Genomic DNA, 26,588 nt, shown 5'->3' with positions numbered 1-26,588 from the left:
GCCCAATTAAGCCGACTGGGGCTGAAAGTTGGGGTGGATGACGGCGCCGTCCCTGGTCAGCGCGGTCGCCTTCACGAGCTCGTCGTCCCAGTTCACGGCAAGCTTCTTCTCTTTCTTGTCGATCATGGTCTCGATGAAGGAAAACAGGTTGCGCGCGTAGAGGCCGGAGGCCGACGCGGCGACGCGGCCGGCAACATTGGTGTAGCCGACGATCTTGATGCCATCGAGATCGACGACCTCGCCCGGCTTGGCCCCCTCGACATTGCCGCCGCGCTCGACGGCAAGGTCGACCAGAACCGAGCCCGGCTTCATCGACTTGACCATCTCGGCGCTGACGAGCTTGGGCGCGGGCCGGCCCGGGATCAGCGCCGTGGTGATCACGATGTCCTGCTTCTTGATGTGCTCGGCGGTCAGCGCGGCCTGCTTGGCCTGGTACTCCTTGGACATTTCCTTGGCATAGCCGCCGGCGGTCTGCGCGTTCTTGAACTCCTCGTCCTCGACGGCGAGGAACTTTGCGCCGAGCGATTCGACCTGCTCCTTGGTGGCAGGGCGCACGTCGGTCGCGGTGACGACGGCGCCGAGACGGCGCGCGGTCGCGATCGCCTGGAGGCCGGCGACGCCGACGCCCATCACGAACACTTTTGCGGCGGGCACGGTGCCCGCCGCGGTCATCATCATCGGGAAGGCGCGGCCGAAGGCTTCCGCGCCCTCGATCACGGCACGGTAGCCCGCCAGGTTCGCCTGCGACGACAGCACGTCCATCACCTGCGCGCGCGTGATGCGCGGCAGCAGTTCCATGGCAAAGGCGGCGATACCGGCATCGGCCATCGTCTTCAGCGCGGCATCATTGCCGTAGGGATCCATGATGGCGATGACCAGTGCGCCGCGCTTGTACTGGCCGAGCTCGGACGCCTCGGGGCGCTTCACCTTGATGATGATGTCGGCATCAACGAGCGCATCCGCGCTGACGGTCGCGCCGGCGGCGGTGTAGTCGGAATCCAGCAGGCCCGACTTGACGCCGGCACCGGGCTCGACGGCGATCTCGGCGCCCAGCGCCTTGAACTTCTTCACCGTGTCCGGCGAAGCGGCGACCCGCGGCTCCGACGGATCGATTTCCTTGGCAACGGCAATCTTCATGAGGCCTCCGGCGACGCGGGACAGCGCGCATCCGAACTTAGCGTTACTCCCGCAACGTTGGATACCGGTTTTGGAACCGGCTCGTATGCAAATTTTCTGAGCAACCGCCGCCTTTGGCGGGCAGCCGACGATGGATCAGGTCAGGAAGATCGCCATCAGGATGACGATGAGCGCGACCGCGGCCGTGCCATACTTCACCAGCTTGATGAAGCCCTCATAGGTCTGCTCGTGGGCAACGTAGTCGTTGCCGTCGGCGGTGCTGTACGCCACTTCGCTATGGTCAGCCATGGATGTCCCCAGTCGAAAGTCGAATTCCCGGCTGGCATTACCGCAATCCGCCGGGCAGGGCAACGGCACAGCTGCGCGGTTTTCCCGCAAATCGGCTCATTTGGAATGCCGATTGTCCGGGGCATCCGGTGCTCGCGATCCGAGACGGCGATCAAGATGGCCTGGGCCGGCCTTCGGCGATCGGGAGCCCGAAGGCAACGTGTACCGCATCGACGGCCCCCTTGCCCCCTCGGCAAATCGTGCATTTCCGCCCACGATCGCCCACCTTCGGACCACGGATTCCCGCTCCCCCGAGCAACGATCGGAATCGGCCGTTGCCGACTACGATGAAGCGGCAAGACCTAATGCGGCACGGATCGTTCCGATCGGCTCGATGCCGTCGGCACTCAGCCGCTTCCGCACGCACTTGCCGTCCTTGTCCCTCACGGACACGTCGTCGAGGCCGGTGAGAAATCGATGAGCGATGTGGAAGCCGAGCGCGCGATAGACCTCGAACTGCTCCTCCGAGAAGAACTGGTCGCCCGTGGACTCGTGCGGGAAGCGCTCGTAGCGGCGCGCATAGTCGCGGATGTAGTCGTTCTCGTCGCCGGTGAGCGACGATTTGATGTAGATGAGATAACCGATGTTTGCCCCGCCATAGTCGATCGTGCCGATCGCGACGTGGGGGCCGCCTGACGAATCGGGCGGCGGCGTCGGAGGCTTTCCGGCATTGCAGGCCATCCAGCCCAGCGTACAGGTCCGAATCGGCGACCACGGCAGATCGATGATGATGCCGAGATCGATGCGCGCGTATCTCTGCAGCGTGACGAGCGAGGAGAAGTTCATCGGCGCATCGGCCTCGGCGTCGACGGCAATGATGACCCTGCAACGGCGCCGCAACAGCTCGTAGACGCCGAGATTCTCGATGTGCCCTCCGTCTGTCAGATAGACGGCGTCACTGTTCTCGTAGAGCCGGCCCGATATTTCCGACCAGAGATAGAACGGCGACGGCCGTCGCCGCACCTCACCGTTGTTCTCGGCGTAGCGCGGATTCCTGAGCCAGAAGCCGAGACGAACGTTCAGCAAAGCGAGCGTCGGCGTCAGCGCCCTGATGGAATCCGATCCCATGTTGGACGAGGCGGCCGCTCCGGAGATCGCCAATGCCGTCGCCAGATCGAGACCGCGGTCGCCGCTCTCGAATTTCAGCGTCGGCGCGTAGCCGGTCGCCTCGCTTCCCACGCACAATGGCGCGAACACGAAAAAATCGGCGTTGCGGCCTCTGCGGTTGGCGAAGTCGGAGCCCTGGATGTTCAACGCCGTGTTGATCAGGTGATAGGGAGCATGGAGCTTTCCATGGGCGCAGAGCGAGCTGAGCTTGAGCTCGTCCAGAGGTTCGAGGTCACGTCCCTGGTCGATGCTCGCGACGTTCCGGGCCGGCTTGTAGCGGACGTCCGTTTGCGCCGCATGCTCGTTTCGCGGCAGCGGCTTGAACAGGAACGCCTTGCTCAGGCGATCCCGATAGAGACGATGCAACGAATTGGCGTTCGGCGCGAGAGACCACGAGCCGCGGAACAACACGATCGCGAAAATGAGATACAGCGCGATCACCGACCAGCGTACGTTCGCGCCGAGCCGAAGCTTGACGGCGTCGATAGTGCCGGCGAGGCCGAACGAGCGAAGCGCCTGGGATATGGTACCGGAGGCCGAATTCACCCACCCCGGCGCATGCTCGATCTGCCGCCCTTCGCGGTTTTTTCTCGTGTGTGTGCGCTGCGTCGTCCGGTCTTTTATTTCAGCGCTCAGAGTTCCGGCGTCCGAATCGAATTGAAGCGTTCCGGTCAGATGGGTCTTCGATCTCCTGACCGTATCGATCTGGTCGAGCGTGGGCCATTCGGTCACCGCGTTCGGACAGACGCGCTGCGGCAAAAGCTTGTCGTTGGTGATGCCCCAGAAGGTCAGATAGAGATAGGCGATCCAGATCAGCAGCGGCAACGCTGCGCCGGCGATCCAGATCGCCAGGTTGGCGGCATGGGCCAGCGCGATCGCCAGCCAATCGGAGGTCCCCTTCCCCTTCAGCAAGCCCGCGAATTGCTGCCTGAAGAGGGTGACGGCGGCGGCGATCGGCGCGGTGATCGCGGCCAGGGACTTCAGCCATGTCACGGCGATGCCTGCGACGACGCCGAGCCCGGCATCCGAGGCTGCGTCCGCATTGTCGAACATTTCAGCGATCATGAACGGCTGAAACTCGAAGAAGGCGATCAGGAAGAGCAGCACGAGATAGGTCGCGGCTATCGTCGGCAAGTGGCTGAACAGCACTGCGGGTGTGCTGTTGTCCTGTTGGATCCTGAGGCCGCGGAATTCCTGCAGCCTGTTCGCCGGCAGATGCGACCGCCAGATCGCCCACCAGAAGAACATGACCATCCCCGCGATGCTCGCGGTGAGCGTGAGGCCGAAATGATCGACCGGCATGAACCGCGCCAGATCGCAGATCACCCCCAACGTGATCGCGATTCCGGCTCCGTATGCAAATAACTCCCAGCGGTCTCGTCTGATCTCGTCAAACGTATCGCCATATTGGCGCGAGGGCGCCCCGTAGCGCAGCCGGCCGACGACATAGATTGCCAAGCCGAGGACCACACCGATCAGGGAGAAGAAGCCGATCCGTTCGGAAATCCAGTGCAGCCGGTCGCAGTCGTTGTTGACGGACACGCCAAACACGTTCGCCGCATAGAGCGCCGACCTTGCGGGGTTCGAGATGATGGTGACGACTGCCAGCAGCAGAACGATGGGCAGGGTAAGACCGACATTGGCCACCAGCCCGCGGACCACGATCGCCAGTCCGGTCAGGAGATCGCGCGCGCCGGCCGGAACGAGATAGTTCGAATAGTTGCGGATATGGCCGACTTCAGGCGTATCGCTGACTTCGCTCGCCTTGGCGCTCTTCGCGCCGGGATTGGGCGGCTGACCGAACACGAATCGCTTTGCGACCGTCATGGTCGCCGTCATCGAGCTGCCGATATAACCTCCTCCCGAAACCGTGGAGAGATAGTCGATCCGCTTGATCACGTCGTGATGGTTCAGCGCCTGGAGAATACCGAGACAGACCGCGGAGGAACGGATGCCGCCGCCGGAAAGCGCCAGCCCGACGACGTCGATCGTCTGCCCGGGCTTGAGCCCCTCCGTCTCGATCTGGCGGCCGGCCTCCCGCCGCGTATTGATGGCTTCGATCTCGCTCTTGACGAGGGCCTGGTGTTTCTCGCCCCAAGGCCGGAAGTCGATCGCCCCCGCGCTCGACGTGTGATGCTCGCCAGACGCATGCACATGCTCGGCCATGGCTGCCTCCCCCGGGCACCCGGCCTAACAATCAATAGTTGCAATCTGAAGGGCCGGTGCCGCACAAGATTAGTCTTGGCCGCTGTCGCGAACGTTCAATCCCGGGTCCGGATTGGCGAGCGCGGCCGCTGGCCGCAGCCGGCGGTTTCACCGAGCGTCGCGCCGGTGGGATAATGGCAAAGCTCGCGATACAATGTCGCTGCCGGCAACCGATCGCCTCAGTGCGATGCTGGGCTGCGCCGACCTCAACGAACATCCTGCCGGGCCGAACAGTCCCGGCCGCGGCGCCAGCCAGCAGGCTGAGGCGGCCTGGCCCCTTCAGCCCATCGCCTCCAGCTCGTCGATCATGCCGGCGATGACGGAGAGGCCGCCGTCCCAGAACTTGGGATCCTTGGCATCTAACCCGAAGGGGCGCAGCAACTCTGAGTAGTGCTTGGTGCCGCCGGCAGCGAGCATGTCGAGATAGCGCTCGGCAAAGCCTTCCGTGGCGTTCTCGTAGACCGCGTAGAGCGAGTTCACGAGGCAGTCGCCGAAGGCATAGGCGTAGACGTAGAACGGCGAATGGATGAAGTGCGGGATGTACATCCAGTAATTCTCGTAGCCCGCCTTGATCTCGATTGCGGGACCTAAGCTCTCGCCCTGCACCGAAAGCCAGATCTCGCCGAGGCGCGTCGCCGTGAGCTCGCCGTTCTTGCGCTCGGTGTGGACGGCGCGCTCGAAGGAATAGAACGCGATCTGCCGCACCACGGTGTTGATCATGTCCTCGACCTTGCCGGCGAGCAGCGCCTGGCGCTGTTTTGCATTTTTGGTCTGCGCCAGCAGCCGTTTGAAGGTCAGCATCTCCCCGAACACGCTCGCGGTCTCGGCCAGCGTCAGCGGTGTCGGCGCCATCAGCGCGCCGTTCCTGGCCGCCAGCACCTGATGCACGCCGTGACCGAGCTCGTGCGCAAGCGTCATCACGTCACGCGGCTTGCCCTGATAGTTCATCAGCACGTAAGGGTGCGCCGACGGCGTGGTCGGATGCGAGAAGGCGCCGGGCGCCTTGCCGGGACGGACCGGCGCATCGATCCAGCGATCGGTGAAAAAGCGCTCGGCGATGTCGGCCATGTCGGGCGAGAAGCCGCGATAGGCCGTCAATACCATGTTCCTCGCATCGGGCCAGGCGATGGTGTCGGTCGCTGCAAAGGGCAGCGGCGCGTTACGATCCCAATAGGCGAGCCGCTTCTTCTTGAACCAGCGCGCCTTCAGCGCGTAATAGCGATGCGACAGCCTTGGATAGGCGCTGCGCACCGAGGCGACCAGCGCATCCACCACCTCGCGCTCGACGCGGTTGTTCAGATGACGGGAATCCGCGACGTCCTTGAAGCCGCGCCAGCGGTCGGAAATGTCCTTGTCCTTGGCGAGCGTGTTGGTGATCAGCGCGAAGGTGCGCTCATTGGCCTTGAAGGTTTTTGCCAAGGCCTCCGCCGCGCTCTTGCGCTTGGCGCCGTCGCGGTCCTGCAAGAGGTTCAGCGTCGGCTCGATCGCGAGCTGCTTGGCGCCGACCTTGAAGCGCAAGCCGGAGATCGTCTGGTCGAACAGCCTGTTCCAGGCCGAATAGCCGGTCTGCGCCTTTTCCAGGAACAGCTGCTCGAGCTTGTCCTCGAGCTGATACGGCTTCTCCTTGCGCAGATCCTCGATCCAGGGGCGATAATGTGCGAGCTCGGAAGCCTGCATCGCACGGGTCAAAATATCGTCATCGATCCGGTTGAGCTCGAGCGCGAAGAACAGAAGATGGGTGGAGGCGGCCGTCAGGCGCTCCGACAGGTCGCCGTAAAACTTTGAAATCTTGGGATCAACGCTGTCGCCGGCGTGGACGAGCCCGGCATAGGAGCCGAGCCGGCCGGCGAGATCATCGATCGCCTCGTAACGCCGCACGGCCTGCGCGAGCCATTTTCCGCCATCTTCCTTTGCTGTCCCTGTCGCGAGCTTGCCCTTGTAGTCCGTCTCGAACGCGACGCAATCGGCATCCATCTTCTCGAGATCGCGCGCCACTTCCGGCGCCGTGATCCCGGAATAGAGATCGGCGAGGTTCCACTCCGGAAGCTTGCTGGTCTTGCTTGCAGCTTTGTCGGAGGGTTTTGCTTTGGCGGCGGCTTTTTTGGTGTTCGGCTTGCGGAGAGCAGACGTGCTGAGAGCGGACTTGCTAGGAGCGGACTTGCTAGGAGCGGGCTTGCTAAGAGCGGGCTTGCTAAGAGCGGGCTTGGAGCGCGAAGTCATCGTGTTGGAGACCTGTGTTCAACGATCGCAATGGATGGGGGCAGCAAGGTTTAAGAGTGCGTTAATCGGCTTCGGCCAGAGTGCCCCGATTCGAGACAGATAGTTGTAGCGTGCGGGGAACACCATGGCTGCCAGTATTTTGATTGCCGATGACGACGCCGTCGCGCGCCGCCTGGTCGAGAACATGGTGCAAAAATGCGGCTATGAAACGATCATCGTCGATTCCGGCGATGCCGCGCTCGCCGCCCTCACCGCGCCCGACGCACCGGCGGTCGACGCCGTCATCCTCGACCTCGTGATGCCCGGCCTCGACGGCATGGGCGTCCTGGCAAAGATTCGCGAGGCCGGCCTCAGCGTGCCCGTCATCGTCCAGACCGCGCATGGCGGCATCGACAACGTGATCTCTGCGATGCGCGCGGGTGCGGCCGACTTCGTGGTCAAGCCGGTCGGCATGGAGCGGCTCCAGGTCTCGTTGCGCAACGCGCTCAACGCGTCCGCGCTCAAGGGCGAATTGCAGCGCATCCGGCACAGCCGCGAAGGCCGGCTGACGTTTTCCGACATCATCACCCGCTCTGACGCGATGGCGCATGTGGTGCGCGCCGCGCAGAAGGCGGCGAATTCTTCCATTCCCGTGCTGATCGAAGGCGATTCCGGCGTCGGCAAGGAGATGTTCGCGCGCGCCATCCATGGCAGCGGCGAGCGCAAGGCAAAGCCGTTCGTCGCGGTCAATTGCGGCGCGATCCCCGACAATCTCGTCGAGTCGATCCTGTTCGGTCATGAGAAGGGCGCCTTCACCGGCGCGACCGAGCGGCACGCCGGCAAGTTCGTCGAGGCCCATGGCGGCACGCTGTTCCTGGACGAGGTGAGCGAGCTGCCGCTGACCGCGCAGGTGAAGCTGTTGCGCGCCCTCCAGGAGGGCGCCGTCGAGGCCGTCGGCGGCCGCAAGCCGGTGAAGGTCGACGTCCGCATCATTTCCGCGACCAACCGCAAGCTCCTGGATCGGGTGAAGCAGGGCCACTTCCGCGAGGATCTGTTCTACCGCCTGCACGTGCTGCCGCTGACGATCCCACCGCTGCGCGCGCGGCGCGAGGATATTCCGCATCTCTTGCGGCATTTCCTGGCGCGATTCGCCGCCGAGGAGAACCGCCCGATCACCGGCATCAGCGGCGAGGCCATGGCGCATCTGGCCACGCTCGACTGGCCCGGCAACATCCGCCAACTCGAGAACGCGGTCTACCGCGCCGTGGTCATGAGCGAGAGCGACCAGCTTGGTCTCGACGATTTCCCGCTGCTCGCCGCGCACCCGCATCAGGTGAGCGACATTCCGACCGCGCCACTGATCCTGGAGCCCGTCGCGCCCACGGTCCCCGCCATGATCTCAGGTAACGAAATACCGATCGCGCCATTGCCTGCCGCCGGCTCGCTCGCGATGCTGACCAGCACCGGAGAAATACGGCCTCTGGAGGAGATGGAGAACGAAATCATCCGCTTCGCGATCTCGCATTACCGCGGGCAGATGTCGGAGGTCGCGCGCCGCCTCAAAATTGGCCGCTCCACGCTCTACCGCAAACTCGACGAAGCCGACATCCACGGACATGGCGGCAAAAGCGGTGAGGAGACGCACTGAGCCGGACTGCGGAACGACGCTTCTCTTTATGGCGCAAACGGGGCGCAAGTCGTTCGCATTGCGCACGATTTGAACCGTGACCGGGAAGTGACAGACGAAGGGAAAAGCGCGTGGCAGCAGCGCACAATCCGTTGCCAAGAGGCTTCCTTGAAGTCAGTTTGTCGTGAGTTGTCCCGGGTCGCGCTGGCCGTAAAAACGGGGCCTGTATATCGTCTGCGTAAGAATCGTTGCGTGCAGGCGTGCAACTTTCGAGAAGCCGGCGCGATTAGCCGAAGCTGTTAGACGATAACGAATCTGTTCCGTGAATCTGTTTCATGGGGACAGTTCACCCGAGAGGTGTGACACGATGCGAGACTGTTTGAACAACCGTGCAGGCTTTGACCGCGTGCTGATGACGGTCGCGGCGACCTTCCTCACGGTGTCGGCCACTTCGGCGCTGGCCCAGGACCGGGCGCGCAGCAGCGCCGCGGAGCTCGCAATCGAAGCCGCGATCCCGCGCCCCGAGCCGGCCAACGTCCCGCCGCCGACCGCCGCCGACTTCAAGCTCGACGCCACGGCCACGGTGCAGGAGCCGGCCAAGGACGCAAGCAGCAAGGAGCCCGTGAAGGCGGAAGCCGCACCGGCGCCCGAGAAGGTCGAAACCAAGCCTTCCGACGTCGCCACGACGCCCGCCACTGAGGCGCCGAAGACCGAGACGGCCAAGACCGAACCTGCCAAGACCGAACCTGCCAGGACCGAACCTGCGAAGACTGAATCCGCCAAGGCAGAACCTTCCAAAACTGAACCCGCAAAGTCCGAAGCTGCGACCGCGCCGGCCGCTCCCGCCGCGCCTGCGACCGCTGCTGCCCCGGCGGAACCGCCGAAGGATGTCGCGAAGGAGCCGGCCGCCGAGCCGGTGAAGGCCGCGAGCAACGTTCCTGCCGCTGATCAGCCGGTTGCCGACAAGATCAAGGACGCGCTCGGCGCCAAGTCCTCGCGCTTTTTCGATCGCAGGAACGAGCGCGCCGCCGTCGAGAAATTCTACGGCTCGCGCGACTTCGCGCCGGTCTGGACGCAAGGCGGCAGCCTCACCGCTCCGGCCAAGGGCGTGATCGCACGGCTGAAGGATGCCGCGTCCGACGGCCTCAACGCCGCCGACTATCCGGTGCCGGATTTCGCCGCGGCCGCGACGCCAGATGCGCTCGCCGAAGCCGAGCTCAAGCTCACCGCCAGCATGCTGGACTATGCGCGCCAGGCGCAGAGCGGCCGCATGCACTGGTCGCAGGTCAGCGCCGATATCCTTTATCCCGAGCATCCGATCGACCCGAGCGAGGTGCTCGCCAAGGTCACGACCGCAGCGGACGCCTCCGCGGCGCTCGACAGCTACAACCCGCCGCAGAAGCTCTACAAGGAGCTTAAGGCGAAGCTCGCCCAGCTCCGCGGTCAGGGCGATGGCCCAATGGTCGAGATCACCGACGGCCCGGCGCTGAAGTACACGCCGGCGCGCGGCAAGAAGCAGGCGGAAATCGTCGTGCAGGATCCGCGCGTGCCGCAGCTCCGCGCCAAGCTCGGCATCACCGAGAACGCAGGCGACGACCACTATGACGCCACAGTCGCGGAAGCCGTGCGAAAGTTCCAGGACGGTGCCGAGATGAAGGCGACCGGCGTGCTCGACGCGCCGACCGTGAAGGCGCTGAACAGCCCGAAGCGCGACAAGCAGATCGACACGGTGCTGGTGAACATGGAGCGGTGGCGCTGGCTGCCGCGCGATCTCGGCGCGCCGTCGCTCGGCGATGCCTATGTCATCCTCAACATTCCCGACTACACGCTGAAGGTGATGCAGCGCGGCCAGCAGGTCTGGACCACACGCGTCGTCACGGGCAAGCCGGGCCAGCACGCCACGCCGCTGCTCAGCGAGACGATGAAGTACATCACGGTCAATCCGACCTGGAACGTGCCGCCGTCGATCGTCTACAACGAATACCTGCCCGCGCTTCAGCAGGATCCGACCGTGCTCCAGCGCATGGGGCTGCGCCTCGAGCAGAACCGCGACGGCTCGGTGCACATCTCGCAGCCGCCGGGTGAAGCCAACGCGCTCGGCCGCATCCGCTTCAACTTCCCGAACAAGTTCCTGGTCTATCAGCACGACACGCCGGACAAGTATCTGTTCGCCAAGGAAGACCGTGCCTTCAGCCATGGCTGCATGCGGGTGCAGAATCCGGATCAGTACGCTTCGGTGCTGCTCAACATCACCATGCCGAACGAGCACTACACGCCAGAGCGCGTGCGCAGCATGTACGGCTCGAGCGAGATCGATTTGAAATTCCCTACCCCGATCCCGGTCAACATTACCTACCAGACCGCGTTCGTGGATGACGGCGGCAAGCTGCAATTCCGCAAGGATGTCTATGGCCGCGACGCGACCATGATCAACATCCTGAAGAACGGCCGCGGCAAGGACCTCGAGAACGTCGTCGCTCACACCCAGCCGAGCTACTCGCGGCCGGCCACGACGCTTCCGTCCGGCGTCGCCTTTGCCAACAATGGCGGTGGCTTCTCATCGTCAGGGCCGTCGTTCTTCGAGCGACTGTTCGGGCCGCCGACCCCGCCGCCGGCCCCGGTCGGCCGGCGCCAGCAGCGCGTCTTCACCCGCTGATACTTTCGGCCGCGCCCTGCGAGGCCAAATTATTCAATGAAATCAGCGATCCCGTCCTTTGGGCGGGATCGCTTAACCATTGTCCGCCAGGGGCGCGGCCCACGGCGTTTTTTCGCCACACTCGACCGGTTAGGTCTGTAACTCTACTTGGGATTCTCTTGGGGGCGGGAGGGTAAACCTCAAATTTACCTTCTCGCTTTAGAAAGCGTTCATCCTCTTTCGCGCGCTAGCGGGGTTGGCGGGAGAGTCCATTTGAACGCTCGTCGACTGGGTGGGCTCATTCGTGCTGGCTGGTTTCGCACGCCAATTTGCTGCGGTGTGGTTGTCCCATGCGGGAGTCAGGGCCGGATCCCGGATCGGCCTGACCTCGCTGCTGTTGCTTGCCGGCGCGGGCTCGGTTCACGACGCCACCGCGCTGAACGAGACCCGCACCCTCTCCTTCCACCACACCCATTCCGGCGAAGACCTCACCGTCACCTTCAAGCGCGATGGGCGCTATGACGAGGCGGCGCTGAAGCAGCTCAACCACTATCTCCGCGACTGGCGCTCCCAGGACGAGACGGTCATGGACCGTCACCTCTTCGATATCCTCTGGGAAGTCTATCGCGACGTCGACGGTAAGCAGCCGATCCAGATCATCTCCTCCTACCGCTCCCCCGCCACCAACGCCATGCTCCGCCGCCGCTCCTCTGGGGTGGCACGCTTCAGCCAGCACATGCTGGGCCATGCGATGGACTTCTACATTCCGGGCGTGCCGCTGGAGCAGATCCGCTTTGCGGGGCTTCGCCTGCAGCGCGGCGGTGTCGGCTTCTACCCGACCTCCGGCTCGCCTTTCGTGCATCTGGACACCGGCAGCATCCGGCACTGGCCGCGCATGACGCATGACGAACTCGCCCGCGTCTTCCCGGATGGCCGCACCGTGCACCTGCCGACCGACGGCACGCCGCTGAAGGGCTATGAGCTCGCCAAGGCCGACATCGAGCGGCGTGGCAATGGCGATGACGCCGCGACGATCGGCAAGCCGAGCTTCCTGGCGGCGCTTTTCAAGGGCAAATCGGCCCCTACCAGCGACGAGGATGACGAGGGCGCGCCAGCCGTCAGTGCGAAGCCGGCGACTGTCGTAGCAGCGGCCGCGCCCGCCAAGGGCGCTGAAAAAGCCGCCGACCCGGTGCCGACGCCGCGCGCCAAGCCGCAAATCGCGGCCGCGATCCAGCTTGCTGCGGCGGACATGCAGGTCGTGCAGCCACCCAAGCCGAAGCCTGCCACCGACAATTCGGCTGAAGCCAAGCCGCAGACGCCCGCCGACATCATCAACGCCCGCGGCTTCTGGGATGCGCCGGCGGCTCCGCAGCAGGCGACGCCGGCCCAGGTCGCGGCGCTCAGGGCTCGCCAGGCACTTACCTCTGCGACCGATCGGCAGGCGACCGCAAGTGTGTCCTCCTCAGCCTATCAGGCACTGGCCTATGCGCCGGCGGCCGCCCCCCCGGTCGATCGCGCCAACGTCGTCGCCGCCTCCGCGCCGATCCTGCGCACGGCCCGTCCCACCACCGCAACCCGCAGCCTCGCGCAGGCAACCGAGATCAACACAGTCGTCGCGAAGGGAGCGCAGGGCATGATCGCGACCTCGACGCGGCTCTCAGCCGCCAAAGGCGAGAGCATGTGGCTCAAGATCGTGATGCTGGCGCCGAGCGCCAGCCACTCGATGTCGGTGACGCTGATGGGCGATGTCGACATGACCGCGATGCGCGCCTATTTCATCAAGCCGCAGGCCGTCGTCGCGATGGGCTTCACTGACGACCCGATGCAGGGCATGTCCTGCGACAGCTTCTCGGGCTCCGCGACCGCCAAGCTCGAGACGACGTCCTTCGTGGTGCGCACCGCTTCGCTGCGCTGACGGCCCTTCCCTTCACATCGTCTCGTCGTCCGGATGGAGCGCAGCGCATCCGGGTATCTTGCCGTGCGCGCGAATCCCGGATTTCGCTTTCGCTCCATCCGGGCTTGCCCGACTCCGTTGACACCATCAGTTTGAGGGACGACCGCCATCCAACCAACAGGCCGCTCGCGAGCGCGCTTCCAAATTGCGCCGTAGCGAGCGGGCGGCCGGCCCGTTACCCCATCTACAAACTTATCTCCGGCCGCGGTGGTCGAGATGATATGTGAGCGCCAGCGACAGGCAGACCGCGAGCGGCTGCTTCGCCAGCGTGCCCGTGACCGGCAACTGCAGCGCACGGTTCTGCCGATATTCGAACTGGTCCGGAAAGCGCTCGCGAAACGTTTCGACCACGGCCGCATGCGTCTCGGAGTCCTTGACGCGACCGAGCCGGATGGTGCTGCCGCTTCCGCTTCGCTCCGTCAGATAGGACGGCTCGCCCCATTTCAGCGTCTCGGTCAGCGGACCGACGTCGTCATGCGCCTTGGCCGTTGCGAAGATCAGTCTGCGGACGTCGAGAAGGCGCCGGCGGACCGGCGGCGGAAAAGCCTCGAAGGCTCGGCTCACCTTTCGCGGCAACGGCGGCTCACTCACGGATTCCTCCTGGATGGATTCGCGATCAGGCCGCGCGGGTCGTACGAATCAGGCCGGCAGGCCTGCGCCGCGAAGGCCCGTCTCATAGCGCTGGCGGTCAACCTCGCGCTTGTAGTGCTGGGTCAGGACATGATTGGCTATGGAAAATGCCGGCTCGCGCTTGAGAACCTCGGCCGCGTGAGCGCCGGCAGCGACCGCGTTGCCCATTTGCGCGAAGATCGCGGCGAGGAATGCATGATGAGTATGATCGGGCCGTGTGATCCGTGAAAAGGCTTCGGCGGCCTCGGCGTATCTCTCGGCACAATAATAGGCGCGCCCGAGATGGCTCCAGAAGCGTTCGGGGTGATAGGGGTTGAGCCGCATCGCCTTCTTGATCCAGTCGATGCCTTCCTCCGGCCGGCCGAGCCAGGTCAAGAGCTCGCCCTGCTGCACCACCACGAGATCATAGTTCGGGTTGAGCGCAAGCGCCCGCTCCTGATGGTAGGTGGCCCTGTCATGGTCGTCGCGGTTCAGATTGAGCGCGGCGAGGATGCGGTGGACGTCGCTGTCATTATCGTCGAGCGCCAGCGCGGTCTCCAGCTCCGAAGCCACCTGTTGGAAGGTGGCGTCGCGATCGGCGCACCAGTTGTAGACCCAGGTCTGGCCCAGGACGCAGGCCTTCCAGGCATGCGCGTGAGCATAGTTCGCGTCGAGCGAAAGCGCCCGGTCGAGCAGCGACTGCGCCTGCGCGTTGTCGTCGCGGTTCGAGCGATGGTGCAGGATCTTGGCGGCCAGCACGCATTCGTAGGCAGCCATATTGTCGGTCGGCTTGCGCTTCGCGCGATCATGGCTGGCCGCCTCGACACGGCCGGGCAGCGTCGAGGCGATCGCGCGGGTCATCTCGTCCTGGATCGCGAAGATGTCCTCGAGCTCGCGGTCATAGCGTTCGGCCCAGATGTGCCGGTCGGTCTCGGCGTCGATCAGCTGCACGGTGACGCGAACGCGCCCGCCGGCCTTTCGCACGCTCCCTTCGACGACATAGTCGACGCCGAACTCGCGGGCGACGTCCTGCACCTTCACCGCCTTGCCCTTGTACACGAATGCCGAGTTGCGGGAGATCACCAGCAGATCGTGGAAGCGCGACAGCTCGGTGATGATGTCTTCGGTCAGGCCGTCGGCAAAGAACTCCTGCTCCGGATCGCCGCTCATGTTGGCGAAGGGCAGCACGGCGATCGAAGGCTTCCTGGAAACGCCCGGCCCAATCGCGGCGTCAGTCGTGCCGTGAGGCGCGCCGGCCATCTCCTCGTTGAGCCGGACGCGGAAGACGCGGATGGGCCTGGCGATGTTCTTGACGTTCTGATCGCCCAGATCGTCGAAGTCCACGCCATCGAGACGCTGGCCGAGCTGGTCGCGAACGGCGCTCGAGATGCAGATGCCACCAGGCTCGGCGAGCGCCTCCAGCCGCGCCGCGACGTTCACGCCATCGCCGAAAATGTCGTTCTGGTCGACGATCACGTCGCCCAGATTGATGCCGATCCGAAACTGTATCCACCGTCCCGGCGCAACGTCGGCATTACGCCGACCCATCCGGCGCTGAACCTCGGCCGCGCACAGCACGGCGTCGACGACGCTGTGGAATTCGACGAGCAGGCCGTCGCCCGTGGTCTTGATGATGCGGCCGCGATTCTTCGCGATGGCCGGATCGATGAGCTCGATACGGTGGGTCTTGAGGCGCGCGAGAGTGCCGGCCTCGTCAACCTCCATGAGCCGACTAAAGCCGACCATATCGGCCGCGAGGACCGCAGCGAGCCTCCGCTCTGGTCCAGGCACATCCATTGCTCGATCCCTTTACCGAGCAGTCTAGCAGACGAGCGGATTTTGCCCAAGTTGAGGGGCTGCAATTACGGGTATGCGCGCCGAGGTACTCCGACGGGCGCGGCCTGGGCCTCCTCGCCTCAGAGCATTCCCAGCGCCTGCATGTAGGTCTCGAGGATCGTTTCGGCCTCGGCGCGCTCGTTGGGGTCCTGCTTGCGCAGGCGCACGATGGTGCGCAGCGCCTTCACGTCGAAGCCGTTGCCCTTGCTCTCGGCGTAGACGTCGCGGATGTCGTCGGAGATCGCCTTCTTCTCTTCCTCCAGCCGCTCGATGCGCTCGATGATGGAGCGGAGCTGATCTTTGGCGAATTTCGTGGCGGGCGCTTCTTCGTTGACGGCGGTGGCAATGGCCATCTCGTACTCCTGATGGAACTGGCAAGGTGAGGTAACGCCGGCGCCCTCGCACCGCGCGTGCTGGTTTGACCCTTAGGTTTGGCAGCCGTTACGTCAAGGCAGCATCGCGCTCGTCCACAGCGCACCCACATCTTCGTGTCGCGGGGACCAAAAACCGATTGTGCTGCGAGCGACTTTAACCCCTCGAGGTGGGGCTCAATGTCCGGGATGGACCTTCTTCATGGCTTCGAGCTGCTCGGGCGAGGCCGTGCCCTGGTACTTCGCCTTCCAGGTCTCATAGGGCATGCCATAGACCGCTTCGCGGCTCTCGTCCTTGCTGAGCGGCACCCCTTGCGCGTCGGCGGCGTCCTTGAGCCAATTCGATAGGCAATTGCGGCAGAAGCCGGCGAGATTCATCAGATCGATGTTCTGGACGTCGGTCCGCGCCTTGAGATGCTCGATCAGGCGCCGGAAGGCCGCCGCCTCGAGCTCTGTTCTGGTTTTGTCGTCGATTGCCATGACGATGACCTCGCTGTCCGGACTGACCGTTTACCGGACTAGCTAGGTCTTTGTCACAGATTTTGCCATATCCCGGTGCAAACGGGGCCCTCGACGGTCCTGCGGCGGTTCCCGCGCCCTCTACGCCAAATCGTCAATGATCTGATATAGCTTCCCGCGACTATGATCGCCGAATCTTTCGCCTTCCAGCGCCTCTCCAGATGGATCGTCCGCCTCGCCCCGGCGCTGGCGATTGCCTTGCTGTGCCTGTCGACGAGCCCCGCCTCGGCCGACTTCCGGCTCTGCAACAACACCTCGAGCCGGGTCGGCATTGCGCTCGGCTACAAGGATGCCGAGGGATGGACTACGGAGGGCTGGTGGAACATCTCGTCCCGCTCCTGCGAGACACTGCTGCGGGGCACGCTGGTCGCCCGTTATTATTACATCTACGCGATCGACTACGACCGCGGCGGCGAATGGTCGGGCCAGGCTTTCATGTGCTCGCGGGACAAGGAATTCACCATCCGCGGCACCGAGGACTGCCTCGCCCGCGGCTACGACCGGACCGGCTATTTCGAGGTCGATACCGGCGAACAGCGCGCCTGGACGGTGCAGCTGACCGACGCCAATGAACAGCCCTCGCAACAGCGGGTACCTGGTCTGCCGGGCCCGGTTGGCCCGGGTGGCGGCGTTCCGGGTTTGCCCAATAGCCCGCCGGGTGCTACGCCCCCCGGCTCGCCTGGCCTTGCGCCAGCACCCTCGCCCCCGCCCGGAAATAAACCATGAGGCGACTTCGCCGTATCAAGATTCTCGCGACCCTCGGACCAGCCTCTTCGGACCTCGCGACGATCCGCCGCCTGTTCGAGGCCGGCGCCGACATCTTTCGCATCAACATGAGCCACACCCCGCATGACAAGATGCGGGAGCTGGTGGCCACGATCCGCAATGTCGAGTCCAGCTACGGGCGGCCGATCGGCATCCTGGTCGACCTTCAGGGGCCGAAACTCCGGCTCGGCTCGTTCGCCGAGGGGGCCGTGCAGCTCCAGAACGGCCACACCTTCACCCTGGACTCCGACAAGGCGCCGGGCGACACGACCCGCGTCTACCTGCCACATCCGGAGATCCTGGCCGCACTCCGGCCCGGCCATGCGCTGTTGCTTGATGACGGCAAGGTTCGACTGATCGCGGAAGAGACCTCGAAGGAGCGTGCGGTGACGCGTGTCGTGGTCGGCGGCAAGATGTCCGACCGCAAGGGCGTCAGCCTGCCCGATACCGATCTGCCGGTCTCGGCGATGACCCAGAAGGACCGTGCCGACCTCGAGGCCGCCGTGACCACCGGCATCGACTGGATCGCGCTGTCCTTCGTGCAGCGCGCCGACGACGTCAGCGAGGCCAAGAAGATGATCCGCGGCCGTGCCGCCGTGATGGCCAAGATCGAGAAGCCGCAGGCGATTGACCGCCTCGCCGACATCATCGAGGCCTCCGATGCGCTGATGGTGGCGCGCGGCGACCTCGGCGTCGAGCTGCCGCTGGAGCGCGTGCCGAGCCTGCAAAAGCAGATGACGCGCATGGCACGCCGCGCCGGCAAGCCTGTGGTGATCGCAACCCAGATGCTTGAATCGATGATCCAGTCGCCGGTTCCGACCCGCGCGGAAGTCTCGGACGTCGCGACCGCCGTCTATGAGGGCGCCGACGCCATCATGCTGTCGGCTGAATCGGCTGCCGGCAAGTTTCCGGTCGAAGCGGTCTCGACCATGAACCGCATCGGCGAGGAGGTCGAGCGCGACCCGACCTATCGCTCCGTGATCATGGCCCAGCGGCCCGACCCGGAAGCGACCGTAGGCGATGCGATCGCGGACGCCGCGCGCGTGATGGCCGAGACGCTCGACCTGCCGGCGCTGATCTGCTGGACCAGCTCCGGCTCGACCGCGATCCGGGTGGCGCGCGAACGTCCAAAGGCGCCGATCGTGGCGATCACGCCCAACATGACGACAGGACGCAAACTCGCGGTCGTCTGGGGCGTGCATTGCGTGGTGGCGGAAGACGCGCGCGACCAGGACGACATGGTCAGCCGCGCCGGCCAGATCGCGTTTCGCGATGGCTTTGTCCGCGCCGGCCAGCGCGTGATCATCGTCGCCGGCGTGCCGCTCGGCATCCCCGGCACCACCAACATGGTGCGGATCGCCTCCGTCGGTCCCGAGGGCGACGCCAATATGTGAGGGCTTTAAGCTCCCACCAATGCCTTCGCCGGCAGCACCGTCTGCTGCACTACGAGACCACGGGCGCGGGCATCCATGACGCCGACGGCACGCAGCGCCAGCAGCGTGACCGTCTGCACGGCATCCCGCAGCTTGACCGAGTCCTCCAGATTGTCGGGCGCAAGCGGCCCGACCAGCGCCTCGTGCAGCGCGCCGAGCAGAGCCGTTGCCGCCAGCGCGGTATCCTGCGCCGGCAAATGGCCGGCACGCACGGCGGCGTCGATCCGGGACGCGATTTCGCCCGCGATCTCGCGCCGGCTCGCAAGCCGCGAAGCGCTGACATCGACGTCGACGGGCTCGGCCAGAATGCCCCAGGCGAGCTTGCGCTGGGACAGCGTGTGCACCGCAACCGTGGTGACAGCCGCCGCCAGCGCCGAGGACGGCCCCGGAGCGGCATCGGCCGCCCGGCGGATCGCGGCGAGTTCGTCGCGCGACACTTCGGCGATCAGCTCGGAGATCAGATCGGCTTTTGAGGGGAAATAGCGGTAGACCGTTCCCGCGGCGACGTTGGCCCTGACTGCGACCGGGGCGATCTGCACCGCCACCATGCCGCCTTCCGCCGCCGCCTCCCGCGCCGCCGCCAGAATGGCGTTGCGCCGCGCCGCTAGGCGTTTCACCACTTGATGGGTCCGCCGGTAAACCATGGCGCGCTTCCTGTCCCCCGCGCCTGGCCGCGTTTCGGCCGAACGCTTCTTCACTGTTTTCGCTGCAAATCGCCCTGCAAGAACTGAACAACTATTCAGAGCGGATGACAAGGCCTCAAATGCGCGAGGCTGATCTGCCAGCTCACGACGAAGCAAGGGACGAGGCAAGCCCCGGCCGGGACACCGGCAGGCCACCGCCATCCGGCGACCGCACGGGCGACGATGAGCGCGGCCACAATCAGCGTCGCCACGAGTCCAACGGGGATTTTCAGAAACGGGAAGCTCGCAAGCAGCGCAAGCAGAGAGGCCGAGCGCACAGGACTCGTAAGCACGGAAGCCATCATCGTATCCGATGCGGACGGACCACGCGGCGGGAATGGCCAGCACCGCGAAATCATACATGTACGTATAGGGCGAACACAGCAGCGTGCCGGTCGCAAGCGCAGCCGCCTTCAGTGCGTAAGGCACCTTGCTGCGCCACATCAGCACGAGCCTGATCGCGACAGCGCAAGCTACCACCGCCTGCAACGCCAACCGAGTGTCTCGCTACCGCCAAGACAGCGCACCATCGCGAACACGCTCTGGAGCCTCAGCCAGGATTCCCCCCTCAGAGAGTACCGCCTTCGAGATCATCGGCATCCAATGGAAGAAGGCAGCCCAACTCTCGGCGCCGAATACGAGCATCGACGCGAGCGCAACGGATATGGCGGTGATGGCCGCCGCGACGAAGACTTTCCATTCTCCTCTCGCGACAAGGACGAGCGGAAACAAGAGTCCGTATTGCGGCTTGTAGGTCAGAAGCCCGAGGCAAATTCCGGCGAGCACCTCGGTGCGCGGCAGCACGAGGCAGACGTTGAACAGCATCGACGGGGTCGAGCCTGGCCGCAGGCCCGACGGCGGGCTGCATTCCCCTCAAGAACGCGCGCAGCAGCTGAAATGAAAGAGCCCCGGAATCCCGGAGCTCTTCGAATTCACGTCGATCGTCCAACTTACTTCAGGCTGGACGAGATCGAGCCGAACTTGGCGTTCAGCGAGGTGCCGAGGTTATTGACCACGGTGATGATGGCCAGCGCGATGCCGGCGGCGATCAGACCGTATTCAATAGCGGTGGCGCCGGATTCATCCTTCACGAAGCGCGCAACGAGGTTCTTCATAGACTGCTCCAAAGTGTACACAAGGCTACAACTAGTTTGGTCTGACCGGCTTCCCAGCGCCCGCGCGACCATGGAACCGACCGTAGCGACAAAGACTTGCACCGCAGTTAATTCGTCCGCAGAAACATGCAGCGGTTTGCGTGTATTCCACGATGGTAAATCGATTTTGAAAACAATCGGTTAAATCGTCCGGAAACATGCCGGCCGCCTTTGTGCCGGTTTACTCGAAGTTATGACGGCCATGGTCCAATGCCGCCCGCGACGGCCGGCAGGATCAACGTCCGGCAGAACGACGAGGCGGAATGTCCCTCTCCTCTACTTACAGCATGGCGATGCAGAGCCGCGCGCGAGTCCTGGTGCCGCTCTGCGTCGGCGCGGGCGCCTATCTCTGCTTCCTCTTTGTCGGCGACACGCTGCTCCAGGATTCCGACTCGTTCTGGCAGATCAAGATCGGGCAATGGATCCTCGATCATCGCGCGCTGCCCTATACGGACATCTACTCGTTCACGCGGTCAGGCCAGCCCTGGATATCCACCTCATGGCTGTCGCAAGTGCTGTTCGCGAGCTCTTATGCACAATGGGGCTGGGCGGGACCGGTGATCCTCACGACAGCTGCGATCGCGCTGACTGTCACGATCTTCGTCTATCTGCTCGACGCGCATCTCGAGCTTCCGCGCTCGGTGCTGTTTGCGATGCTGGCGCTGCTTCTGTCGCTGCATCATCTGCTGGCGCGTCCGCACATCCTGGCGCTGCCCGTCATGGTGCTGTGGGCCGGCGCGTTGATGGCGGCCGCCGATCGCAGGAATGCGCCGTCATGGCTCTGGCTGCCATTGATGGCGTTGTGGGCGAATCTGCATGGCGGCTTCGTTCTGGGTCTCGCGTTGATCGGTCCGATTGCGCTCGAGGCGGTCGAGCATGCCGAGAAGGGACAACGGATTCAGCTATTCCTGCGCTGGGTGCTGTTCGGCATCGCCGCGCTGATCGCAAGCTGCGCCACGCCTTATGGCTGGAGGACGCTATCGGGCGCGACCAACATCCTCAACCTCGGCGAACTGCTGACGGTGATCTTCGAGTGGATGCCGGCGAATTTCGCCTCGTTCTCGGCGTTCGAAGGCGCACTGCTCGGCCTCATCGCCATCGGCTTCTATCGCGGCCTCATGCTCTCGGCGCCGCGGATTTTCCTGATCCTGTTCCTGACCTGGAGCGCGCTGACGCATGTCAGGAGCATCGAGGCATTTGCGTTCCTGGTGCCGCTGGTGCTGGCAAAGCCGCTCGGCGGATTGTCGCGACGCGCTGAGCCTGACGCCGCAGGCGCCGACGGCTGGCCGGCCCGCTACGTCACCGCGCTGGGCGCGCTGATGATCGTGGCAGCAAGCTGGACCTCGACCTCGATCTATATGGGACATCACCGCTTCACCTTCACGATGTTGCAGACGCCGGTCGCCGCGGTCGACCTGCTCGAGCAGCGCAAGGTGCAGCGCATCTTCAACGCCTACCAGTTCGGCGGCTATCTGATCTCGCGCGACGTCCCGGTCTTCGTCGACGGCCGCGCCGAGCTCTATGGCGAGAAATTCGTCATGGACTTCTTCAAGGCGACCGAGGGGAAGCAGCCCGGGATTCTGCCCCGCCTACTCGACGAATATAAGATCGACGCGACGCTGCTGGTTGCCGATGCGCCGGGCCCGCAAATCCTCGATCACCTCAAGGGCTGGAAGCGGATCTACGCCGACGACGTCGCGGTGATCCACGTGCGCGACAATGGACAATTGGCTGAAGTGCCCTCACCTGCGACATCGAAATGATCCTCCGCTCACTAAAGCGGGGATGAGTTTCGGTTGAATCGGTGCGATGCCGAGGATTCACCTCTCCCCGTTGGGGAGAGGTGTCCCGACTGATCGTACCTAATCGCATCACGCTTTAATCTTACTGTGTCACTAACCCTCATGGTGAGGAGCGCGAAGCGCGTCTCGAACCATGAGGCCCCGCCTGTGGCCCACATCCTTCGAGACGCTTGCTTCGCAAGCTCCTCAAGATGAGGAGTTAGAGCGTTTATGACGCAGTAAGGTTAAAGCGCGATGAGATTGAGATGAATAGCCATCGCGCTTGAGGTTATCGTTTGAGCATGATTTCCGCGCAAACGCGTTCCGCGTTTGTCGCGAGGAAAAACCGCTTCACACTTCTCTGGATCGTGCTCCAACAGCTATTTTTCGCTGCTTCACCGGGATCACGAATTTCAGCGCCGACCAGACATCGTCGACGGCGCAAACCTTGACATCGACGAGGCCGAGCGGCAGCGCCGTGTCCCGCACCACGACGTCTGTCAGGTCACTGGCGATGCCGCTCGTCCTTTTCGGCCATGATACCCAGATCATGCCGTCCGGCGCGATCGCCTGCCGGTAGCTGCGCAGCTTCCCAGCAAGCCCCTTCGCTTCGAGCGCGAACAGATGCACGAGGTCGAGCGGAGCCTTGGCAGCCTTCATCACCCGCACGTCAGCGGGCAATTCTCCGACGAGATCGCCATAGGCGACCGACAGGCCGTCGACAAGAATGCAAAAGCCCGGCTTGATGCCGAGCTTTTGCGGGAGCGGTTTGCCGGAATAGCCGGCCATGATGCGCGGGCCTTACGCCTGCGGCTGCGGCTCCAGGCCCGGATCAGGATCGGGCCGCGGACGCGACTTGCCGGCCGGCGGCACGGCGGAAGCGCGCGGCGTGCTCGGCTCGAGCACGGACTCGCGGTTCGGCTTCTTGCCCTTGAGGAGATCGACGATCTCATCTCCCGTCAGCGTCTCGAACTCGAGCAGGCCCTTGGCCAGCATCTCGAGGTCGGCATGCTTCTCGGTGAGAATGCGGGTCGCCTCCTTGTAGCCTTCCTCGACCAGGCGCTTGATCTCGGAGTCGATCTTCTGGACCGTTGCTTCAGAGGCGTTCTGAGTCCGCGACACCGACATGCCCAGGAACACCTCGTCCTGGTTCTCGCCATAGGAGACCGTACCGAGTTCTTCCGACAGGCCCCAGCGTGTCACCATCATGCGGGCAAGGCGCGTTGCCTGCTCGATGTCCGAGGCGGCACCCGAGGTCACCTTCTCGCGGCCGAAGATCAGCTCTTCGGCGACGCGGCCGCCCATCATGATGGCGAGGCGCGAGGTCATCTGCTCCAGCGACATCGACAGCTTGTCGCGTTCGGGAAGCTGCATGACCATGCCGAGAGCACGGCCGCGCGGAATGATGGTCGCCTTGTGGATCGGATCGGTCGCCGGCACGTTCAGACCGACGATGGCGTGGCCGCCCTCGTGATAGGCCGTCAGCAGCTTCTCTTCCTCGGTCATCACGAGCGACTTGCGCTCGGCGCCCATCATCACCTTGTCCTTGGCTTCCTCGAACTCAGCCTGAGTCACCATCCGCTTGTTGCGGCGGGCGGCAGTCAGCGCCGCCTCGTTGACGAGGTTCATCAGGTCGGCGCCGGAGAAGCCGGGCGTGCCGCGCGCGATGGTCTTGAGGTTGATATCCGGCGCCAGCGGCACCTTGCGGACGTGAACCTTCAAAATCTGCTCGCGGCCGACGACATCCGGATTGGGCACCACGACCTGGCGGTCGAAGCGGCCGGGACGCAGCAGCGCGGGATCGAGCACGTCGGGACGGTTGGTCGCGGCGATCAGGATTACGCCTTCGTTCGCCTCGAAGCCGTCCATCTCGACCAGCAACTGGTTCAGCGTCTGCTCGCGCTCGTCATTGCCGCCGCCAAGACCGGCGCCACGGTGACGGCCGACCGCGTCGATTTCGTCGATGAAGATGATGCACGGCGCGTTCTTCTTGGCCTGCTCGAACATGTCGCGCACGCGAGAGGCGCCGACGCCGACGAACATCTCGACGAAGTCGGAGCCGGAAATGGTGAAGAACGGCACGTTGGCTTCGCCCGCGACCGCGCGCGCGATCAGCGTCTTGCCGGTGCCGGGCGGGCCGACCAGGAGCACGCCGCGCGGAATGCGGCCGCCGAGCCGCTGGAATTTGCCGGGGTCGCGCAGGAATTCGACGATCTCCTGCAGATCCTGCTTGGCCTCGTCGACGCCGGCGACGTCCTCGAAGGTGACGCGGCCATGCGCCTCGGTCAGCATTTTTGCGCGCGACTTGCCAAAGCCCATCGCCTTGCCGGCGCCGCCCTGCATCTGACGCGACAGGAAGATCCACACGCCGATCAGCGCGATGAACGGCAGCCAGGAGACCAGTAGCGAGACGAACCACGGCACGTTGTCGCCCGGCGGCTTCGCCGTGATCTGGACCTTGCTGTCGTAGAGGCGCTTGACCAGCGTCGGGTCGTTGGGCGCATAGGTCTGGAAGCTCGAGCCGTTGGTGAAGGTCCCGTGAATCTCCGGTCCCTGGATCACGACGTCGCGCACATTGCCCCGATCGACCTCGCTCAGGAGCTGCGAGAAGGCGATGTCCTGGGAGGACGCGCGCTGGCCGGGATTCTGGAAGAGCGTGAACAACGCCAATAGCAGCAAGACAATGATGACCCAGAGGGCGAAATTGCGCAGATTGGCGTTCATCGATCTTCCTTCGTGGTCGCGCGGATCGCGGCCCTAATCCTTGGGCAAGCTAGAGAAAATCCCCAAGGAATCCTCTCGGTTAGACACATACAATTTAGGTGCCGCCCCGCTCGCTGCCAAGGGAACGAGATGGGACTATTTATCCCATCTTAGCTCGATTCCCGCGGAAATAATGGCGGGGCAGGCCGGGTTTTTCCGGCCTGGTTAAGGTGTCCTGAGGGGCAAGGGCCGAACGCGCCGGTGTCATGATCCGCTCCTGACACGCCGGGCCGGCGCCGGCTCGATCAGGATGCGCCCCCGGGATAAACTGATGAGCGCCCCCGCGAGCGTCTGTTTGATGTGCGGCCGACTGGTTCCGAGGGCGCGCCGGCCGATGCCGTCGGCGATGCCGCGGTCAAGGACCGCCAAGAGGGCCTCGACCTTGCCAAGTTCCGCCGGCCCCTCGTGCCCGACAGCGTCGATCGCCCGCATCAGGAGCCGCAAGCGCACCTCCTCCGGCAGTGTGGCGAAGGCCGAGATTTCGTAGCTTCTTGCAGTTGCATCGGGCGGCGGACGATCGCGATCCCTCAGGGCGAGGAAGCGCTCGGCGCCATCGGCTAGCACGTCGACAGCGGCATTGGCGCGGGCGAGCCGCGCCGCGAGCCGCGCCAGGTTGCGCGCGCTGGCGCCTTCGGCAGCAAGCTGCGGCAGAAGCGCCCGCAGCCGTGGGCGCGTGAACGCGGTGTCGCGGTTGGTCGGATCGTCAGCGAAAGCGATATTGGCGCGCTTCAAGGTCGCGATCAGCTGCGCCTTCGGCACGTCGAGCAGCGGACGCGCCAGCGCGATCCCGTCGCGCTCCGTGATGGGCGCCATCGCCGACAGACCGGCGATGCCGCTGCCGCGCAACAATCGCATCAGCAAAGTTTCGGCCTGGTCGTCACGGGTGTGCGCGGTGAGCACATGGGTCGCTCCGGTGGCGCGCGCGGCCTGCATCAGCAGGCGGTAGCGCGCGTCCCGCGCAGCGGCGGGCAGACCGGTCTTCGGCTTGGCGCCGGTCCAGCGCATCGTCCGATGCGGCAGATCGAGCGAACGCGCCAGGTGCTTGACGTCGCGCGCCTCGCGCGCCGCTTCCGGTCGGAGGCCATGATCGACGGTGACAGCCATGAGCTGCGGGCCGCGCGTGAGGCTCTTGCGCCAGCGCACGGCAAGCCACATCAGCGCAACGGAATCCGGTCCGCCGGAAACCGCGAGCACGAGCGCCGGCGCACGTCTGAAGTCGGCGAAGAGCAGCTTCGCTTCGCGCGCCGAGATCGGAGAATTGTCGTCGTCTGACATGACGCGGCCTCGAGATGGCGCGCCTATTTAGCGCAGCACCATCCGCATTGTCAGCGTTCTAGAGCGGTTTCCGTTCCGATTGAATCGGAACGTCGCTTTAAAGCATGATCCGGAAAAGTGTGAAGCGGTCGCAAACAACAACCTAAAGCGCTATGACGATTCATCCTAATCTCATCGCGCTTTAGACTCTAGTTTTGACGCGTTTTCT

At 64.5% G+C, this 26,588-nt stretch carries 20 protein-coding genes; 6 read left to right on the top strand and 14 right to left on the bottom strand.

Features of this window, described 5'->3' with window-relative positions:
* Nucleotides 1-6 precede the first annotated feature (6 nt).
* The 4 genes from QA640_RS05405 to QA640_RS05390 form a co-directional block, all read right to left on the bottom strand.
* A complete protein-coding gene (locus QA640_RS05405) occupies nucleotides 7-1,137 on the bottom strand; it encodes a Re/Si-specific NAD(P)(+) transhydrogenase subunit alpha (protein WP_283039713.1) in 1,131 nt (376 codons plus the stop codon).
* Between the two features lie 135 nt (nucleotides 1,138-1,272).
* Nucleotides 1,273-1,425: an aa3-type cytochrome c oxidase subunit IV gene (locus QA640_RS05400; protein WP_209958841.1), complete on the bottom strand. Its 153-nt coding sequence runs from the start codon at nucleotides 1,423-1,425 to the stop codon at nucleotides 1,273-1,275.
* Between the two features lie 321 nt (nucleotides 1,426-1,746).
* On the bottom strand, nucleotides 1,747-4,737 hold the full coding sequence (locus QA640_RS05395; RefSeq protein ID WP_283039710.1) for a cell division protein: 2,991 nt from the start codon (nucleotides 4,735-4,737) through the stop codon (nucleotides 1,747-1,749).
* A gap of 318 nt (nucleotides 4,738-5,055) precedes the next feature.
* A complete protein-coding gene (locus tag QA640_RS05390; protein ID WP_283039709.1) occupies nucleotides 5,056-6,996 on the bottom strand; it encodes a M3 family oligoendopeptidase in 1,941 nt (646 codons plus the stop codon).
* Nucleotides 6,997-7,120: 124 nt separating this feature from the next.
* Between QA640_RS05390 and QA640_RS05385 the strand changes: the two genes are divergently transcribed.
* From QA640_RS05385 to QA640_RS05375, 3 genes are all read left to right on the top strand, one after another.
* Complete coding sequence (locus QA640_RS05385) at nucleotides 7,121-8,623, top strand: sigma-54 dependent transcriptional regulator (RefSeq protein ID WP_283039708.1); 1,503 nt, start codon at nucleotides 7,121-7,123, stop codon at nucleotides 8,621-8,623.
* Between the two features lie 346 nt (nucleotides 8,624-8,969).
* Nucleotides 8,970-11,258, top strand: coding sequence for a L,D-transpeptidase family protein (locus QA640_RS05380; protein ID WP_283039707.1), 2,289 nt, complete (start codon nucleotides 8,970-8,972; stop codon nucleotides 11,256-11,258).
* Nucleotides 11,259-11,541: 283 nt separating this feature from the next.
* Nucleotides 11,542-13,152 (top strand): DUF882 domain-containing protein, encoded by a 1,611-nt coding sequence (locus tag QA640_RS05375; RefSeq protein ID WP_283039706.1) that lies wholly within the window; start codon nucleotides 11,542-11,544, stop codon nucleotides 13,150-13,152.
* Nucleotides 13,153-13,383: 231 nt separating this feature from the next.
* On the opposite strand, the gene QA640_RS05370 is transcribed toward QA640_RS05375, so the two are convergent.
* From QA640_RS05370 to QA640_RS05355, 4 genes are all read right to left on the bottom strand, one after another.
* A complete protein-coding gene (locus QA640_RS05370) occupies nucleotides 13,384-13,782 on the bottom strand; it encodes a DUF1801 domain-containing protein (protein WP_283039705.1) in 399 nt (132 codons plus the stop codon).
* 48 nt (nucleotides 13,783-13,830) lie between these two features.
* On the bottom strand, nucleotides 13,831-15,597 hold the full coding sequence (locus QA640_RS05365) for an adenylate/guanylate cyclase domain-containing protein (RefSeq protein ID WP_283039704.1): 1,767 nt from the start codon (nucleotides 15,595-15,597) through the stop codon (nucleotides 13,831-13,833).
* A gap of 119 nt (nucleotides 15,598-15,716) precedes the next feature.
* Nucleotides 15,717-15,989, bottom strand: a complete 273-nt coding sequence (locus tag QA640_RS05360) for a DUF2312 domain-containing protein (RefSeq protein WP_283039703.1) — start codon at nucleotides 15,987-15,989, stop codon at nucleotides 15,717-15,719.
* A gap of 195 nt (nucleotides 15,990-16,184) precedes the next feature.
* Nucleotides 16,185-16,487 (bottom strand): DUF1244 domain-containing protein, encoded by a 303-nt coding sequence (locus QA640_RS05355; protein WP_283039702.1) that lies wholly within the window; start codon nucleotides 16,485-16,487, stop codon nucleotides 16,185-16,187.
* A gap of 162 nt (nucleotides 16,488-16,649) precedes the next feature.
* Between QA640_RS05355 and QA640_RS05350 the strand changes: the two genes are divergently transcribed.
* A complete protein-coding gene (locus tag QA640_RS05350) occupies nucleotides 16,650-17,252 on the top strand; it encodes a DUF1036 domain-containing protein (RefSeq protein ID WP_283039701.1) in 603 nt (200 codons plus the stop codon).
* Nucleotides 17,249-18,685: a pyruvate kinase gene (pyk, locus tag QA640_RS05345; RefSeq protein ID WP_283039700.1), complete on the top strand. Its 1,437-nt coding sequence runs from the start codon at nucleotides 17,249-17,251 to the stop codon at nucleotides 18,683-18,685. The genes QA640_RS05350 and pyk overlap by 4 nt, the downstream gene beginning before the upstream one ends.
* A 5-nt stretch (nucleotides 18,686-18,690) precedes the next feature.
* On the opposite strand, the gene QA640_RS05340 is transcribed toward pyk, so the two are convergent.
* From QA640_RS05340 to QA640_RS05330, 3 genes are all read right to left on the bottom strand, one after another.
* Complete coding sequence (locus QA640_RS05340; protein ID WP_283039699.1) at nucleotides 18,691-19,368, bottom strand: TetR/AcrR family transcriptional regulator; 678 nt, start codon at nucleotides 19,366-19,368, stop codon at nucleotides 18,691-18,693.
* 546 nt (nucleotides 19,369-19,914) lie between these two features.
* Nucleotides 19,915-20,232, bottom strand: a complete 318-nt coding sequence (locus QA640_RS05335; RefSeq protein ID WP_283039698.1) for a glycosyltransferase family 87 protein — start codon at nucleotides 20,230-20,232, stop codon at nucleotides 19,915-19,917.
* Nucleotides 20,233-20,357: 125 nt separating this feature from the next.
* A complete protein-coding gene (locus tag QA640_RS05330) occupies nucleotides 20,358-20,522 on the bottom strand; it encodes a Flp family type IVb pilin (protein WP_283039697.1) in 165 nt (54 codons plus the stop codon).
* Nucleotides 20,523-20,824: 302 nt separating this feature from the next.
* Here QA640_RS05330 and QA640_RS05325 point away from each other — a divergent pair, with 302 nt between their 5' ends.
* Nucleotides 20,825-22,324, top strand: a complete 1,500-nt coding sequence (locus QA640_RS05325) for a hypothetical protein (protein WP_283039696.1) — start codon at nucleotides 20,825-20,827, stop codon at nucleotides 22,322-22,324.
* 369 nt (nucleotides 22,325-22,693) lie between these two features.
* Here QA640_RS05325 and QA640_RS05320 read toward each other — a convergent pair whose 3' ends face one another.
* The 3 genes from QA640_RS05320 to tilS form a co-directional block, all read right to left on the bottom strand.
* Complete coding sequence (locus QA640_RS05320) at nucleotides 22,694-23,131, bottom strand: DUF3052 domain-containing protein (RefSeq protein ID WP_283039695.1); 438 nt, start codon at nucleotides 23,129-23,131, stop codon at nucleotides 22,694-22,696.
* A 12-nt stretch (nucleotides 23,132-23,143) separates the two neighbouring features.
* Entirely contained in the window at nucleotides 23,144-25,066 is a 1,923-nt protein-coding gene (gene ftsH, locus QA640_RS05315) for an ATP-dependent zinc metalloprotease FtsH (RefSeq protein ID WP_283039693.1), read from the bottom strand.
* Nucleotides 25,067-25,309: 243 nt separating this feature from the next.
* The gene (tilS, locus tag QA640_RS05310; RefSeq protein ID WP_283039692.1) at nucleotides 25,310-26,380 is read right to left on the bottom strand and encodes a tRNA lysidine(34) synthetase TilS; all 1,071 of its coding nucleotides are present in this window, start codon (nucleotides 26,378-26,380) and stop codon (nucleotides 25,310-25,312) included.
* Nucleotides 26,381-26,588 lie beyond the last annotated feature (208 nt).

The organism is Bradyrhizobium sp. CB82 (genome assembly GCF_029714405.1).
In the GTDB taxonomy this organism is placed as follows: domain Bacteria; phylum Pseudomonadota; class Alphaproteobacteria; order Rhizobiales; family Xanthobacteraceae; genus Bradyrhizobium.
This window is presented reverse-complemented; position numbering and strand designations above follow the sequence as displayed.

Coding starts and splice junctions, on each gene's coding strand:
- QA640_RS05340 (WP_283039699.1), bottom strand. CDS start 19,368: ATGGTTTACCGGCGGACCCATCAAGTGGTGAAACGCCTAGCGGCGCGG.
- QA640_RS05325 (WP_283039696.1), top strand. CDS start 20,825: ATGTCCCTCTCCTCTACTTACAGCATGGCGATGCAGAGCCGCGCGCGA.
- QA640_RS05380 (WP_283039707.1), top strand. CDS start 8,970: ATGCGAGACTGTTTGAACAACCGTGCAGGCTTTGACCGCGTGCTGATG.
- QA640_RS05405 (WP_283039713.1), bottom strand. CDS start 1,137: ATGAAGATTGCCGTTGCCAAGGAAATCGATCCGTCGGAGCCGCGGGTC.
- QA640_RS05390 (WP_283039709.1), bottom strand. CDS start 6,996: ATGACTTCGCGCTCCAAGCCCGCTCTTAGCAAGCCCGCTCTTAGCAAG.
- QA640_RS05365 (WP_283039704.1), bottom strand. CDS start 15,597: ATGGATGTGCCTGGACCAGAGCGGAGGCTCGCTGCGGTCCTCGCGGCC.
- pyk (WP_283039700.1), top strand. CDS start 17,249: ATGAGGCGACTTCGCCGTATCAAGATTCTCGCGACCCTCGGACCAGCC.
- QA640_RS05350 (WP_283039701.1), top strand. CDS start 16,650: ATGATCGCCGAATCTTTCGCCTTCCAGCGCCTCTCCAGATGGATCGTC.
- QA640_RS05385 (WP_283039708.1), top strand. CDS start 7,121: ATGGCTGCCAGTATTTTGATTGCCGATGACGACGCCGTCGCGCGCCGC.
- QA640_RS05320 (WP_283039695.1), bottom strand. CDS start 23,131: ATGGCCGGCTATTCCGGCAAACCGCTCCCGCAAAAGCTCGGCATCAAG.
- tilS (WP_283039692.1), bottom strand. CDS start 26,380: ATGTCAGACGACGACAATTCTCCGATCTCGGCGCGCGAAGCGAAGCTG.
- QA640_RS05335 (WP_283039698.1), bottom strand. CDS start 20,232: ATGCTGTTCAACGTCTGCCTCGTGCTGCCGCGCACCGAGGTGCTCGCC.
- QA640_RS05400 (WP_209958841.1), bottom strand. CDS start 1,425: ATGGCTGACCATAGCGAAGTGGCGTACAGCACCGCCGACGGCAACGAC.
- ftsH (WP_283039693.1), bottom strand. CDS start 25,066: ATGAACGCCAATCTGCGCAATTTCGCCCTCTGGGTCATCATTGTCTTG.
- QA640_RS05330 (WP_283039697.1), bottom strand. CDS start 20,522: ATGAAGAACCTCGTTGCGCGCTTCGTGAAGGATGAATCCGGCGCCACC.
- QA640_RS05395 (WP_283039710.1), bottom strand. CDS start 4,737: ATGGCCGAGCATGTGCATGCGTCTGGCGAGCATCACACGTCGAGCGCG.
- QA640_RS05360 (WP_283039703.1), bottom strand. CDS start 15,989: ATGGCCATTGCCACCGCCGTCAACGAAGAAGCGCCCGCCACGAAATTC.
- QA640_RS05355 (WP_283039702.1), bottom strand. CDS start 16,487: ATGGCAATCGACGACAAAACCAGAACAGAGCTCGAGGCGGCGGCCTTC.